Annotated in this window: 12 protein-coding genes and 11 tRNA genes; 4 read left to right on the top strand and 19 right to left on the bottom strand. The window is 41.9% G+C overall.

All coding sequences use genetic code 11. From position 1 onward, the window contains the following. The first annotated feature begins 1 nt into the window (after position 1). From AAEU28_RS05830 to AAEU28_RS05820, 3 genes are all read left to right on the top strand, one after another. A complete protein-coding gene (locus tag AAEU28_RS05830) occupies positions 2 to 484 on the top strand; it encodes an FKBP-type peptidyl-prolyl cis-trans isomerase (protein WP_421963307.1) in 483 nt (160 codons plus the stop codon). Between the two features lie 70 nt (positions 485 to 554). Next, positions 555 to 866 carry a hypothetical protein gene (locus AAEU28_RS05825; protein WP_421963306.1) on the top strand — a complete coding sequence of 104 codons (312 nt, stop codon included), beginning with the start codon at positions 555 to 557 and terminating at the stop codon, positions 864 to 866. Positions 867 to 1,192: 326 nt separating this feature from the next. Continuing rightward, positions 1,193 to 2,374 (top strand): heparan-alpha-glucosaminide N-acetyltransferase domain-containing protein, encoded by a 1,182-nt coding sequence (locus AAEU28_RS05820; protein ID WP_421963305.1) that lies wholly within the window; start codon positions 1,193 to 1,195, stop codon positions 2,372 to 2,374. A gap of 107 nt (positions 2,375 to 2,481) precedes the next feature. Here the strand turns inward: AAEU28_RS05820 and lnt are convergent, their stop codons facing one another. The 5 genes from lnt to miaB are packed head-to-tail and all read right to left on the bottom strand — an operon-like array spanning position 2,482 to position 7,958. Beyond that, positions 2,482 to 3,978, bottom strand: coding sequence for an apolipoprotein N-acyltransferase (lnt, locus tag AAEU28_RS05815; protein ID WP_421963304.1), 1,497 nt, complete (start codon positions 3,976 to 3,978; stop codon positions 2,482 to 2,484). 58 nt (positions 3,979 to 4,036) lie between these two features. Continuing rightward, positions 4,037 to 4,915 (bottom strand): CNNM family magnesium/cobalt transport protein CorC, encoded by an 879-nt coding sequence (gene corC / locus AAEU28_RS05810; protein WP_390441926.1) that lies wholly within the window; start codon positions 4,913 to 4,915, stop codon positions 4,037 to 4,039. A gap of 43 nt (positions 4,916 to 4,958) precedes the next feature. Then, positions 4,959 to 5,420 (bottom strand): rRNA maturation RNase YbeY, encoded by a 462-nt coding sequence (gene ybeY, locus AAEU28_RS05805; protein WP_138480338.1) that lies wholly within the window; start codon positions 5,418 to 5,420, stop codon positions 4,959 to 4,961. 5 nt (positions 5,421 to 5,425) lie between these two features. Then, positions 5,426 to 6,469, bottom strand: a complete 1,044-nt coding sequence (locus AAEU28_RS05800; protein WP_421963303.1) for a PhoH family protein — start codon at positions 6,467 to 6,469, stop codon at positions 5,426 to 5,428. Positions 6,470 to 6,524: 55 nt separating this feature from the next. After that, the gene (gene miaB / locus AAEU28_RS05795; RefSeq protein WP_138480342.1) at positions 6,525 to 7,958 is read right to left on the bottom strand and encodes a tRNA (N6-isopentenyl adenosine(37)-C2)-methylthiotransferase MiaB; all 1,434 of its coding nucleotides are present in this window, start codon (positions 7,956 to 7,958) and stop codon (positions 6,525 to 6,527) included. Positions 7,959 to 8,192: 234 nt separating this feature from the next. Here miaB and AAEU28_RS05790 point away from each other — a divergent pair, with 234 nt between their 5' ends. Further along, positions 8,193 to 9,356, top strand: a complete 1,164-nt coding sequence (locus AAEU28_RS05790) for an FAD-dependent oxidoreductase (protein WP_421963302.1) — start codon at positions 8,193 to 8,195, stop codon at positions 9,354 to 9,356. Between the two features lie 149 nt (positions 9,357 to 9,505). Here the strand turns inward: AAEU28_RS05790 and AAEU28_RS05785 are convergent. From AAEU28_RS05785 to AAEU28_RS05720, 14 genes are all read right to left on the bottom strand, one after another. Further along, positions 9,506 to 9,590 (bottom strand) — tRNA-Leu (locus AAEU28_RS05785). Positions 9,591 to 9,613: 23 nt separating this feature from the next. Continuing rightward, a tRNA-Gln gene (locus tag AAEU28_RS05780) sits at positions 9,614 to 9,688 on the bottom strand. Positions 9,689 to 9,837: 149 nt separating this feature from the next. Then, a tRNA-Leu gene (locus AAEU28_RS05775) sits at positions 9,838 to 9,922 on the bottom strand. A 19-nt stretch (positions 9,923 to 9,941) separates the two neighbouring features. Then, positions 9,942 to 10,016 (bottom strand) — tRNA-Gln (locus AAEU28_RS05770). A gap of 164 nt (positions 10,017 to 10,180) precedes the next feature. Beyond that, positions 10,181 to 10,265 (bottom strand) — tRNA-Leu (locus AAEU28_RS05765). A gap of 19 nt (positions 10,266 to 10,284) precedes the next feature. Further along, positions 10,285 to 10,359 (bottom strand) — tRNA-Gln (locus tag AAEU28_RS05760). Positions 10,360 to 10,397: 38 nt separating this feature from the next. After that, a tRNA-Leu gene (locus AAEU28_RS05755) sits at positions 10,398 to 10,482 on the bottom strand. A gap of 20 nt (positions 10,483 to 10,502) precedes the next feature. Continuing rightward, a tRNA-Met gene (locus AAEU28_RS05750) sits at positions 10,503 to 10,579 on the bottom strand. A 3-nt stretch (positions 10,580 to 10,582) separates the two neighbouring features. Continuing rightward, positions 10,583 to 10,657: transfer RNA gene (locus AAEU28_RS05745), tRNA-Gln, on the bottom strand. A 157-nt stretch (positions 10,658 to 10,814) separates the two neighbouring features. After that, a tRNA-Leu gene (locus AAEU28_RS05740) sits at positions 10,815 to 10,899 on the bottom strand. A gap of 47 nt (positions 10,900 to 10,946) precedes the next feature. After that, positions 10,947 to 11,023: transfer RNA gene (locus tag AAEU28_RS05735), tRNA-Met, on the bottom strand. 224 nt (positions 11,024 to 11,247) lie between these two features. Further along, positions 11,248 to 12,339, bottom strand: a complete 1,092-nt coding sequence (gene ychF, locus AAEU28_RS05730) for a redox-regulated ATPase YchF (RefSeq protein ID WP_421963301.1) — start codon at positions 12,337 to 12,339, stop codon at positions 11,248 to 11,250. A 43-nt stretch (positions 12,340 to 12,382) separates the two neighbouring features. Further along, entirely contained in the window at positions 12,383 to 12,967 is a 585-nt protein-coding gene (pth, locus tag AAEU28_RS05725) for an aminoacyl-tRNA hydrolase (RefSeq protein WP_058030810.1), read from the bottom strand. A 19-nt stretch (positions 12,968 to 12,986) separates the two neighbouring features. Then, positions 12,987 to 13,598: a 50S ribosomal protein L25/general stress protein Ctc gene (locus tag AAEU28_RS05720; RefSeq protein WP_058030809.1), complete on the bottom strand. Its 612-nt coding sequence runs from the start codon at positions 13,596 to 13,598 to the stop codon at positions 12,987 to 12,989. Between the last annotated feature and the right edge of the window lie 146 nt (positions 13,599 to 13,744).

The raw sequence follows: 13,744 nt of genomic DNA, 5'->3' as shown, positions 1-13,744 counted from the left end.
CGTGTCTACAACCAATGTAATTTTAGTGATTGTCATCGTGATTTTGGTGGCACTATTTTCTCGTGCGTCGCAAAAGAACAAAGCGGCTGCAGGAGAGAACCGCATTAAAGCGGCTGAGTTTTTGGCAGAAAATGCAAAGAAAGACACTGTGGTAACAACTGATTCTGGCTTACAGTACGAAGTGCTTACGCAGGGTGAGGGTGATGCAAAACCTTCTGCCACCAGTAAAGTAAAAGTACATTACCATGGCACACTTGCTGATGGCACCGTGTTTGATAGCTCAGTAGAGCGAAATAGCCCGATCAGCTTTGGTTTAAACCAGGTTATTCCAGGTTGGACTGAAGGTGTACAACTAATGACTGAAGGCAGTAAGTTCAAGTTTTATATCAGTCCTGATTTAGGTTATGGGGACCGTGCAGCCGGAAAGATACCAGCAGGCTCATTGTTGATTTTTGAAGTTGAGCTTTTAAAAATAGAGTCATAACGTTAGTATAAGTTTAGAAACATGAAAGGAGGCTATGCCTCCTTTTTTATACATAATATAAGGAGAGAATATGTATATGGGTCTTGTTATCACTGCATTAATGGTACTTTTTGTTTATTTCAGAGCTAAGCATGTCAATGAAATAAAAGCATATGTTGGCGAAACCTACCCTGACATCTTGGCCAGATTATCAAAAGACAAAATGAAAATAGGAGTCAATAACTTGTTTGTGATTGCCCTTGAAGAGTCCTTGAAATTTGGAGAGTTAAGCAAAGCTCAGGACAAGCGCTTGCAGTTATTAACTAAAAGAATGCGTGATTTTGATACGCGTTTTATGGCGGTCTCAGTTATCGTCATGATCAGTTATATTTTTCTGGCTTAACTCAAATATAACTGAATGAAAATCTATCATGTATACTCACAGCGTAGTGACTGAATTAAAAGATAAATCTCATTTTTCGTCACAATAAAATGAGATTTATCTGTATTCATTGAGCCTTATTCTATCTTAGTACTCTACTCAAGAACTTATTGATTAAGTTTTCCGTCAGTATGTCATTTACTCTCCATAGGTACTTGAAAAGCCTTCAACTAATTTATCAAACAATTCATCATTTTCGGCTTATTTTATTTGCGATTTGTAGTGTTTAATTGCAGCTTTGTTTTGCTTTAGGTAGCTTTGAGCGGCTATTGATAAGAGAGAAATAAATGACCGAGCACAGCTTACCTAACCGTCGCATTCTGGCTATTGATGTTTTCCGTGGTTTGACGATCCTTACCATGGTATTTGTGAACGAACTTGCCGCAATTAAAAATATTCCTTCTTGGATGACGCATATGCCTGCCGATGCGAACGCCATGACTTTTGTAGACCTAGTATTCCCAGCTTTTTTATTTATTGTGGGTATGTCTATTCCATTTTCAACACAAGCAAAAGCTGCAAAAGGGGCGAGCTCAAAACGTTTATTGATTGATGCAGCCTTCAGAGCGCTTGGATTAATTGTAATCGGCTTGTTTATGGTGAACACCATATATGGTTATGACGAAAGCAAAATGCTGATATCTATGCCGCTTTGGACTTTGTTGATGTATGCCAGTGTACTACTCATATGGAGTCACTATCCAAAGCACCTTTCAAGTGTATTAGTCAAAGGCTGTAAATATTTAGGCATACTTGGCCTTATTGTGCTGGCGTATATTTATGAAGGCCCTTACGGTGGTATGACACCTCAGTGGTGGGGGATCCTAGGTTTAATCGGCTGGGCGTTTATTTTTAGTGTGGCAGTTTATTTATTTACTAAACAAGATGTCATTAAATTAATTGCAGCCAGTCTTGCATTTGTCGCGTTATATTTTGTTATAGAACACTTAAGCGGTATTAACGGTGTTCTTGACCGACTTGTCGAAGATAACCGAAACCATACCCATGCGACGATAGTGTTAGCAGGTGTGGTGATGAGCTTAATTTTTTATCACGCTAAATTAACTGACAAAAAGTGGTTCAACTATTTTGCTTTTGTCTTTGTAAGTGGCGCACTTACCTTGTTGAGCTGGTGGCATTGGCCGGTCTCTAAGATATGGGCAACGCCAAGTTGGGCATTCATGAGTATCTTCTTCTGTGCACTGATCTTTGGTGCTATTTATTATATCGTTGAGTTAAAGGCACAGACTGATTGGTGCAAGGTATTTGAACCAGCGGCAAATAACCCATTATTAATTTATATCTTGCCCTATATTTTAATTGCAGCCTTACAGCTACTATCAATTCCAGCAAGACCTGAGTTTATGAGTAGTGGCGTAATGGGGATTGTATGGAGTCTAGGGTTTGCAGTAATGATGATGTTTGCTGTGACTGGCTTAAACAAGCTTGGTGTGAGATTAAAGCTTTAAAGCTCTTGCAAAGCCCTAACTCAAAGGCGGCTTATTAGCCGCCTTTATTATGTGGTACTAACCCTCTTAATTAAGCGGATCTATTTTGAGGAATTATATGATGTACTTTAGAAAAAATTCCTTTCAAGTTTGTTTGCTATGCTTGTTTTCAAACGTGGTAAAAAGACACAAATAGATAAAAGTCCGATCAAAACCCAGATAGGCAAATGACCATATTTACTAAAAGGACTCAATCCTTTAATTAGCTTTAAGTCAGTTTTGAGAACTGCCGCTTCAAATTGCGGTATTGTTTGCTCAGTTTGAGAGATGGGGTCATAGACGCCCGTAATACCGTTATTGGTCACGCGAACAAGTGGTCTTTGCAGTTCTAGGGCGCGCATTCTAGCAATTTGCATATGCTGATGAGGGCCGTGAGAGTCGCCAAACCAAGCGTCATTACTGACAGTAAAGAGAATATCAGATTGCTCTGTGAAGTTATCTCTAACCAAATTGCTAAATACGATTTCGTAGCAAATAGCAGGCAGAATATGTAAGCCATTAGCAATGAGGTTGTTTTGCACGCGCTCACCTCGAGAAAAAGAAGACATGGCAAGGTTAAACAAAGGGGCTAACGGTCTGAGAATATCTTCAAATGGCACAAATTCACCAATAGGCAGAAGTTGATGTTTTTGGTACCTATTTGAATGTAAGTAGTTGTAGTGGCCTTCACTCGAGTCTGGGTATTTCTTACCTAAAACAATAAGCGTGTTGTAGACCGCTTTGGTATCAAACTGGTAATCAGGGATCCCCGTGATGACTGCGGTATTGTTAAAAGCGGCAGCTTTATCTAGCCCTTCTAAAAATGGTGCTGCCATATCTTCTATTTCCGGAATAGCTGCTTCAGGCCAGACGACTAGGTCTGTCTCACTCCATTCAATCCGAGTCATATCACGGTATTTTGACATGGTTGGCCAAAACTGTTCGGGTTCCCAGCGCAAACTCTGTTGGATGTTGCCTTGTACAAGCAAAGTTGAAATTCGCTTATCAGAGTGCGAAGTAGAAACAGTAAAGCTACTAATAAGATATAAACAGATCAGAGTAACAATTGCTGAAAGCGAAAAAGAGACCTGTTTTGCTTTAATGCTGTAATAAATGCTACTAGCAAGAAACACAGCCAATAAAGTTAAGCCAAACTCGCCAATTAACGGCGCAAAGATATTAAGGGGGGAATCAGTAAACGCATAACCAAAACTGAGCCATGGAAAGCCAGTTAATAACTTGCCACGTAGAAACTCTGCAATGGCAAAGCCGACTATTAACAATGCGATCCTTTGCCACGCGTTTTGGCTGAATCGTGCTGCAAATGCAAAGGCCAGCGTAGGGTAAATTGCTAAATAGGCACAGAGTAAACCCATCAGTAACAAAGAAACTGGTAAAGGTAATCCACCGAACTGAGCTATAGAGACATGCACCCAGCTTATGCCGAGTGCGAACCAGCCAAAACCAAAAGCAAAGCCATATTTAGCTGCGCTTCGGGCAGACTGTTTATCTGTTACATAACAAGCGGCAACGAGTGCAAAAATAGCAATGGGCCATAGGCTAAATGGCGCATAGCTAAAAGTCATGGCAAGGCCAGCAAAAAATGCAAGCCAAGCATGTTTGTTAGAAAAGAGGGAAAAAAGCTTACTCAACGTGATCTTCGGTAGTTTCAGTCTTTGGTACTGTTACTTGAAGTTGAATAATACGACGATTATCAGAGTTTGTTACTTTAAACTGTAGCGGTTCGATGTCGATTGTTTCACCACGACTCGGCATGTGACCAAAGGCATGAAGAATAATACCACCAATGGTATCGGCTTCTTGTGTATCGTAATCAGTATTAAAAAACGAATTAAATTCATCAAGAGGCGTTAACGCTTGCACGGTAAAGACATGCTTTGACAACTGACGAATATCGTCATGATCTTCATCGTCATCATGCTCGTCTTCGATTTCGCCAACGATGGTTTCTAAAATGTCTTCGATTGTTACCAAACCTGATACGCCGCCATACTCATCGATAACAATCGCCATATGGTAACGCTTTTGGCGGAATTCATTTAGCAAGGTGTCAACACGCTTACTTTCTGGTACCACAATAGCAGGACGAAGATATTCTCTTAATGCCGGTAGGGCATCAGATTTATCTAAAATCAGCGGCAGTAAGTCTTTAGCCAGTAAAATACCTTCAACATGGTCTTTGTCTTCACAGATCACTGGAAAGCGAGAGTGTGATGATTCAACCATAATCGGTAGTTGATGCTCTAGAGACTCATCTACATCTAAAGTAATCATTTGAGAGCGAGGGATCATGATATCGCGAACTTTAAGTTCAGAGACGCTTAGTACGCCTTCCATCATGTCTTTGGTCTCAGGGTCGATGAGTGCACGCTCTTGCGCATCAGCGATGACTTCAACCAGCTCTTCTTTATTTTGGGGTTCTCCTTGCAGCATCTGGGTAATGCGTCCTAGCCAGCTTTTGCCAGCAGAACCCTGACTACTTTGCGAGTTATCGTCGCTCATTTCTTTTTATATCTCCAATTAAATAAAATTCTGTTAGTCGAACTTAGTAAGCATCATCACGATATGGATCGTCTATGCCCAATTCGGCTAATAATGTTTTTTCGATGCCTTCCATCTCAATGGCGTCTTGTTCATTTATATGGTCAAATCCAAGTAAATGCAAGCAGCCATGAATTGTCATATGAGCAAAGTGCTCATGAAAGCTTTTTTCTTGCTCTATAGACTCTGCTTTCACAACTTGTGGGCAAATAATTAAGTCGCCAACAAGAGGGAGTTCGATGCCTGGTGGCGCATCAAATGGAAAAGATAGCACGTTAGTCGGCTTGTCTTTGCCACGATACTGACTATTAAGCTCTTGGCTTTCAGCTTCATCAGCAATACGTATCGTTAACTCTGCATGTTCACGATACGCAGATAGTGCTTTGTCAGCCCATAATTCAAACTGTTCATGTGAAGGTAAATCTTCAAATTCACAGGCAATTTGTAAATCTAATTCAACGCTCATGTCTGTTACTCAGCTTGGTTCGCTTTCGCTTCTTTGCGAAGGCGTTCTTTTTCGGCCTTTTCTTTTCGCTCAGATTCTTCTTTCTTCTCGTATGCTTCAACAATACGTGCCACAACCGGGTGACGAACAACATCATGTGACTTGAAGAAATTAAATGAAATCTCATCGACATCACTCAGTACTTCAATGGCATGACGAAGACCAGAGCGCGCACCACGAGGTAAATCAACTTGCGTAATGTCACCGGTGATCACCGCTTTTGAATTAAAGCCGATACGCGTTAAGAACATTTTCATTTGTTCTGTGGTGGTATTTTGGCTCTCATCCAGAATGATAAAGGCATCATTAAGCGTTCGACCACGCATATAGGCAAGCGGCGCAACTTCTATGACATTTTTTTCAATTAAGCGTTCAACTTTTTCAAAGCCAAGCATTTCAAATAATGCGTCATAGAGTGGACGCAGGTATGGGTCGATTTTCTGTGTTAAATCGCCTGGTAAGAAACCAAGTTTTTCACCTGCTTCAACCGCAGGGCGAGTTAATAAGATGCGGCGAATTTCTTGGCGTTCTAGTGCATCAACAGCAGCGGCAACTGCAAGGTAGGTTTTACCAGTACCTGCAGGACCAATACCAAAACTGATATCATGACGAAGAATATTAGCCACATACTGACTCTGATTCGGATTGCGAGGCTTAATCACACCACGACGGGTTTTAATATAAACTTCTTCATTCCATACACTCGGTGCATCTTGCTCAAGACAATTTGCTTCAGTGATCGCTAAGTGTACGTTATCAGGTTCAATTTCATTTACTTCGCCACGAACAGGCTGAGTATCAATGTATAAACCTTTTAAGATATCGGTAGCGGCTTTAGCTTGAACAGGTTGTCCAGTCACTTTAAACCAGTTGTCTCTGTGTGTGATTTCGACCCCAAGGCGACGTTCTATTTGTTTTAAATTCTCGTCAAAAGGGCCGCAAAGTGATGAAAGGCGAACGTTGTCGGCGGGCTCTAAATAAAACTCAATATTCTTTAGTTGACTGCTCAAAATTGCTTCCTGTAACAACCGCGCCAGCAAAAGTGCTGGCGCAATCTGTATTTAACTAAGGTGTAAAGGTTGCAACACCTAACTCATCGGCTTCGGGTTCCGACGGCGCACGATTTAAAATATCGGCAGGTGCAACATCTTTCCTTAAATTCATTTCTGATTCTGTACGAATTAGCTCACCACGTAAAGAGTTAGGTAAAGCTTCGGTAATACGTACATCAACGAACTGACCGATCACTGAATGAGGACCTTCAAAGTTCACAACACGGTTGTTTTCGGTACGACCGCGCAGTTCCATTGGGTTTTTCTTCGATGGACCTTCAACCAAAATACGTTGCTCAGTATCAAACATCTTACGACTGATGTCTTGAGACATCTGGTTGATACGGTTTTGAAGAATGTATAGACGCTCTTTCTTCTCTTGTTCAGAAACATCATCAGGCAAATCTGCCGCAGGCGTGCCTGGGCGCGCTGAATAGATAAAGCTGAAGCTCATATCAAAACCAATGTCATTGATCAGATTCATTGTTGCTTCAAAGTCAGCGTTTGTTTCACCCGGGAAACCAATGATGAAGTCAGAAGACATTGACAGGTTAGGGCGGATCTTACGTAGCTTACGAATGGTTGACTTGTACTCTAACGCTGTATGGCCACGTTTCATAAGGTTTAGAACTCGGTCAGAGCCACTTTGTACCGGTAAGTGTAAGTGATCTACCAGCTCAGGCACATCAGCATAAGCTTCAATGATGTCAGGCGTGAATTCAACTGGGTGAGACGTTGTGTATCGAATACGGTCAATACCATCAATGGCAGCAACGTAACGTAGTAGATCTGAGAAGTAGCAGATTTCACCATCGTGCATTTCACCGCGGAATGCATTTACGTTTTGGCCAAGTAGGTTAACTTCACGTACACCTTGCTCAGCAAGTTGTGCAACTTCTAGTAATACGTCATCTAACGGACGGCTTACTTCTTCACCACGCGTGTAAGGTACAACACAGAAAGTACAGTATTTAGAACAGCCTTCCATAATAGAAACGAATGCCGTAGGGCCTTCTGCTTTAGGCTCAGGAAGACGGTCAAACTTTTCAATTTCAGGGAATGAAATATCAACAACTGCACCTTGCTTACTTTGTACTTGCTTGATCATCTCAGGTAAACGGTGCAATGTTTGCGGGCCGAATACGATATCAACAAACGGTGCGCGTTGACGAATAGTGTCGCCCTCTTGTGAAGCTACACAACCACCCACACCAATAACTAGATCTGGGTTGTCATCTTTTAATAACTTCCAGCGACCCAGTTGATGGAACACTTTTTCTTGTGCTTTTTCACGAATTGAACAGGTGTTGAGTAAGATAACATCGGCTTGTTCAGCTTCTTCGGTTACTTCATAACCATTGGTTGCATCTAACAGGTCAGCCATCTTCTGCGAGTCGTACTCGTTCATCTGACAACCCCAGGTTTTAATATGCAATTTTTTACTCATTGAAATATTGCCTCGTTTTCAATTCGGACTCTGATTTAGGCCACTTGCTTAGACCTAAAAAGTATACGCACAACTTAAAGGACGCGTATTTTATATGACCAAGCACATCTAGCCAAGTATAGTTTTTAACTTTGCAAAGCGTGATCAAATTGAAACGTATTTTGCGCATTACAGTCAGACAAATTAGCGTGGCTTGCGGTACAATGTCGACATTGTTTTTAAGAGGCAAAATAGATGAAAAACAAGGTGGTTATAGTCGGTGGCGGCATGGTCGGTGCGGCTACAGCAATTAAGCTAGCAAAACAGGGCGCATCGGTAACAGTTTTAGAGCAACAGTGTATCGACCCTCATGCTGTGCTTGCGAGTGAAAAAATTGATATTCGAATCTCAGCCATCAACCGCTTTTCAGAAGCTTTACTTGATGACTTAGGCGCTATGTCTTTACTCAGAGAAGCTAGAATTGCCCCTTATACCCAACTAGAAGCCTATGAGTCAGCACAAAACTCATTGTTATTTGATAGTGAAGAAGTTGGCACGAGTCACCTTGGCCATCTTATCGAAAACAGCTTAACGCAAGCCAGTTTATGGGCGCAATTTGAGCAATGGCAAATACAAGTTGAGCAAGTTGATGGTTTACCAGTGAGCATAGAGCAAGCTGATGATACCGTTACACTGCACTACAAAAACAAAAGTTATACCGCCGATTTACTTGTTGCCGCTGATGGTGGTCGCTCACAGGTAAGACATTTAGTTGGAATAGGTGTTACAGGCTGGCAATATCAACAAAGTTGTATGGGTGTACTAATCAAAATTGATGCTCCGCAGCAAACAAAAACATGGCAGCAATTTAAACAAACAGGCCCAATTGCGTTTCTGCCTATGCAAGCACCTTACGCGAACCTAATTTGGTATCACGATAGCGCAGAGCTTACTCGATTGAAGCAACTATCAAATGAACAATTAAAAGCTGAAATTCAGTCAAACTTCTTTGCATTGCCAGGCGATTTTACTGTTGAAGAAAAAGCGGTGTTTCCGCTTGCTAGGCAACATGCCAATACTTATTCACAAGGTAGAGTTGTACTTGTGGGAGATGCAGCTCATACGATCAACCCATTGGCAGGACAGGGAGTTAACCTAGGCTTTAAAGACGTCGCTGCGCTAGCCGAAGCATTAGAATCGACAGACGATTTCGGCTGCCCTTTAGCTTTGCATAAATATGAGAAAAAACGTCGTTTAGATAACTTGGCAATGATGAGTATGATGGATGCATGCTATTTTGGTTTCTCGAATGATATTAAAGCATTAAAGCATCTGCGCAATTTAGCACTTAAAGTTGCTGACAATGCGGGTTTGCTGAAGAAGCAAGTGTTAAAGCATGCGATGGGTGGTGACTTTTAAAGAAGAGAAAATATTTAGCTTAAAGCGGACTTAGGTTCGCTTTTTTTATGCGAGAAAAAGTATGCAAGAAAAAAGGATATAAAACTTAGATTTGTAAATTATTAATGATTTATTTATAGGGTAGGGATAATTAGATGATTTTGAAAACATGGTGCGGAAGGAGAGACTTGAACTCTCACATCCGAAGATACTGGAACCTAAATCCAGCGCGTCTACCAATTCCGCCACTTCCGCAATGTTTTTATCTCGTAAGAGATTGGCTGGAGTACCAGGATTTGAACCTGGGAATGGCGGGATCAAAACCCGCTGCCTTACCGCTTGGCGATACTCCAACAAAATTTTAACTTTCTGCTGGTCTCAGGACTTAAATCTGGGGATGAATGAGTGAGGGATCAAAACCTCTCTCTTCTGTCCTTACCGCTTGGCGATACTCCAACATCAAGGATAAGATAAGTTATTTTCGTTCTAACTTACAAGAACATGGTGCGGAAGGAGAGACTTGAACTCTCACATCCGAAGATACTGGAACCTAAATCCAGCGCGTCTACCAATTCCGCCACTTCCGCATTTCTATCTCAAAAGAGATGGCTGGAGTACCAGGATTTGAACCTGGGAATGGCGGGATCAAAACCCGCTGCCTTACCGCTTGGCGATACTCCAACAGAAATAAATCTCAAATCTTTGCTGAACCAGGATTTGAATCTGGGGATGAATGAGTGAGGGATCAAAACCTCTCTCTTCTGTCCTTACCGCTTCCACTTCGTGGCGAGGCGATACTCCAACTAAAGGTAGTAAAAGCTTTTTCAGTTCAAACTTTAAGAACATGGTGCGGAAGGAGAGACTTGAACTCTCACATCCGAAGATACTGGAACCTAAATCCAGCGCGTCTACCAATTCCGCCACTTCCGCATTTTTATCTCAAAAGAGATGGCTGGAGTACCAGGATTTGAACCTGGGAATGGCGGGATCAAAACCCGCTGCCTTACCGCTTGGCGATACTCCAACTGAGGTAGTTGATTGTTTTAGTTCCAATCGAGAACATGGTGCGGAAGGAGAGACTTGAACTCTCACATCCGAAGATACTGGAACCTAAATCCAGCGCGTCTACCAATTCCGCCACTTCCGCATATTTTCTTTAAAAGAAAATGGTGGCTATGCCCTGATTTGAACAGGGGACCCCATCATTATGAGTGATGTGCTCTAACCAGCTGAGCTACATAGCCATTTGGCTGGAGTACCAGGATTTGAACCTGGGAATGGCGGGATCAAAACCCGCTGCCTTACCGCTTGGCGATACTCCAACGAAAACCTCAAATCTTTGTTGAACCAGGATTTGAATCTGGGGGAATAAATGAGTGAGGGATCAAAACCTCTCTCTTCTGCCCTTACCGCTTCCACTTCGTGGCGAGGCGATACTCCAACTAAGGTAGTTGATTATTTTAGTTCTAATCGAGAACATGGTGCGGAAGGAGAGACTTGAACTCTCACATCCGAAGATACTGGAACCTAAATCCAGCGCGTCTACCAATTCCGCCACTTCCGCACTACAAGGTAGTTAGTTTTATAGTTGCTAATCAACTCTAAAAAGCATGGTGGCTATGCCCTGATTTGAACAGGGGACCCCATCATTATGAGTGATGTGCTCTAACCAGCTGAGCTACATAGCCATCTCTTTTTAGTGTGTCACCATCGCTGGTGCGGGGCGTATTATGCTGATATGCTCCAAACTCGTCAACACCTTTTTTGCAAAAAAGTTGTCATTAAAGTTCTTTTGCAGATTAATTGCGCGAAATGGCTGAATATGAACCATAAAAAGATAAAAAGTGAGCTGTTTTTAGAAAATAAAAAAGGAGACATCAAGTCTCCTTTTCAAAACACTCAGTTAAAGCGATTAAACGTTGAACAGGAAGTTCATCACGTCGCCATCTTTAACGATGTATTCTTTACCTTCTTGACGCATTTTACCTGCGTCTTTCGCACCACTTTCGCCTTTGTATTCGATGTAATCATCAAAACCAATTGTTTGCGCACGAATAAAGCCACGTTCGAAGTCTGTGTGGATCTTACCAGCAGCTTGTGGCGCTGTTGCACCCACAGGGATAGTCCATGCACGTACTTCTTTTACACCAGCAGTGAAGTAAGTTTGTAATTTAAGTAGCTCGTAACCACCACGGATAACAAGGTTAAGACCTGGTTCTTCAAGACCAAGATCAGCCATAAACTCTAACTTATCTTCTTCTTCTAGCTCTGAAAGTTCAGATTCAATTGCAGCACATACAGGGATCACAACCGCATCTTCGTTTGCAGCTATCTCACGAACTTGCTCTAAGAATGGGTTATTTTCAAAACCATCTTCAGTAACATTCGCAATATACATGGTTGGCTTAATTGTTAAGAAGTTAAGTGGCTTAATAGCAGCGAGTTCTTCTTTACTAAGCTCTAAAGAACGCAGTGTTAAGCCTTCATCTAAATGCGCTTTCACTTTTTCTAGTACTTCGTTCTGGAATTTAGCTTCTTTATCGCCGCCTTTCGCTTTTTTAGCATTACGTTGAGCAGCGCGATCCGCAGCTTCCATGTCTGCTAAAACAAGTTCAGTGTTGATAACATCAATATCATCAGCCGGATTTACTTTGCCAGATACGTGAACAATGTTTTCATCTTCGAAACAACGAACAACATGACCAATGGCATCCGTTTCACGAATATTGGCAAGGAATTGGTTACCTAAACCTTCACCTTTTGACGCGCCTTTTACAAGACCCGCAATATCAACGAACTCCATGGTTGTTGCGATTGTTTTTTGTGGATTAACAATCTCAGCCAGTTGGTCTAAACGCGGATCTGGCACGGCAACAACGCCTGTGTTTGGTTCGATTGTACAAAACGGAAAGTTTGCGGCTTCAATTCCCGCTTTAGTTAATGCATTAAATAGGGTTGATTTACCAACGTTAGGTAAACCTACAATGCCACATTTAAAACCCATAATTTTGAACCTTCAGTTAATCAAATTGTTGCCGTAAGCGATTTTACGGCTTAAATGAATGTAGTCTGTTTTGTGCTTTTAACACACCGTCTTTTGCTAAAATTTCCATACAGCGAACAGCTTCATCAACCACAGCGTCGATTTTTTCTTGGTCGGCTTGAGGTGCTTTACCTAAAACCCAGCCTGTTACTTTATCTCTGTGACCAGGGTGACCAATACCAACACGTAAACGCATAAATTCTTTGTTATTGCCCATTTTAGCGATAATGTCTTTCAAGCCATTGTGACCACCGTGACCACCGCCTTTTTTGATTTTGGCGATCCCCGGTTCCATGTCCATTTCGTCATGGGCAACTAAAATATTTTCAGCTGGGATTTTATAAAAATTAGCAAGGCTTGATACCGCTTTACCACTTAAGTTCATATAAGTTGTAGGAATAAGCAGTTTGAATTCTTGGTTGTTGATTATCACTTTGCCAGTAAGGCCGTGATGTTTTGAATCAGGTTTGAGGATGCAATTGTAGCGTTTTGCCAGTTCTTCGATGAACCACGCACCGGCATTATGACGGGTTTGAGCATATTCGGGGCCTGGATTAGCCAGGCCCACAAGCATTTGAATAGTATTCAAGGTGCTAACACCTTAGAAATTATTCTGCAGCTTCTTCAGCTTCTTCAGAAGCAGCGCCTTTAGGAGCGTTTACAGTAACAACTGCTTGGTCGTGGTCTGCACCTTTAGCTAGTTCTACTGAAACAACACCTGCTGGAAGAGCTACGTCAGAAAGGTGAACAGTTGCACCAACTTCGATTGCAGCTACGTCTACTTCTACGAACTCAGGAAGTTGAGCTGGTAAACAAGTGATTTCGATTTCAGTTACGTGGTGAGCGATAGTGTTACCACCTTTCGCAGCAGCTTCTTCGTTGATGAAGTGTACAGGAACCTTAGTGTGGATCTTGTGAGCAGCGTCAACACGTTGGAAGTCTAAGTGAGTTACTTTAGGCTTGAACGGGTGACGTTGGATGTCTTTAAGGATCGCTTCAACAGACTCACCACCGATGTTTAGTGTAAGGATGTGAGTGTAGAAACCTTCATCTTCTTGCGCTTTGATTACTTTGTTGTGGTCAAGCGTTAAAGCAACTGCATCTTTACCAGCACCGTAAAGGATCGCTGGTACTTTATCAGCGTGACGTAGGCGGCGGCTCGCACCAGTACCTAAAACTTCACGTACTTCTGCTTCTAAAGTGTATAATTCGTTAGACATGGATGTCTCCAAAATAAAAGTTAAATTAATGATTAGAGGACTCGCGACCAAATCCTCTACCTTAAAAAGGCGCGCTACTATACCACCGCTGGATGGTAAATTAAACAAAAAAAGCACCCGAAGGTGCTTTTTGTTAAAGTAGGCGT

Origin of the sequence: Pseudoalteromonas sp. SS15 (genome assembly GCF_049257195.1) — a bacterium.
Classification (GTDB): Bacteria; Pseudomonadota; Gammaproteobacteria; order Enterobacterales; family Alteromonadaceae; genus Pseudoalteromonas.
The sequence above is the reverse complement of the archived record's forward strand: the minus strand, read 5'-3'. Positions and strand labels throughout refer to the sequence as shown.

Excerpts from the sequence above, each read along its gene's own strand:
- AAEU28_RS05825 (WP_421963306.1), top strand. The coding sequence starts at position 555 with ATGTATATGGGTCTTGTTATCACTGCATTAATGGTACTTTTTGTTTAT.
- AAEU28_RS05820 (WP_421963305.1), top strand. The coding sequence starts at position 1,193 with ATGACCGAGCACAGCTTACCTAACCGTCGCATTCTGGCTATTGATGTT.
- lnt (WP_421963304.1), bottom strand. The coding sequence starts at position 3,978 with ATGACTTTTAGCTATGCGCCATTTAGCCTATGGCCCATTGCTATTTTT.
- corC (WP_390441926.1), bottom strand. The coding sequence starts at position 4,915 with ATGAGCGACGATAACTCGCAAAGTAGTCAGGGTTCTGCTGGCAAAAGC.
- ybeY (WP_138480338.1), bottom strand. The coding sequence starts at position 5,420 with ATGAGCGTTGAATTAGATTTACAAATTGCCTGTGAATTTGAAGATTTA.
- miaB (WP_138480342.1), bottom strand. The coding sequence starts at position 7,958 with ATGAGTAAAAAATTGCATATTAAAACCTGGGGTTGTCAGATGAACGAG.
- AAEU28_RS05790 (WP_421963302.1), top strand. The coding sequence starts at position 8,193 with ATGAAAAACAAGGTGGTTATAGTCGGTGGCGGCATGGTCGGTGCGGCT.
- ychF (WP_421963301.1), bottom strand. The coding sequence starts at position 12,339 with ATGGGTTTTAAATGTGGCATTGTAGGTTTACCTAACGTTGGTAAATCA.
- AAEU28_RS05720 (WP_058030809.1), bottom strand. The coding sequence starts at position 13,598 with ATGTCTAACGAATTATACACTTTAGAAGCAGAAGTACGTGAAGTTTTA.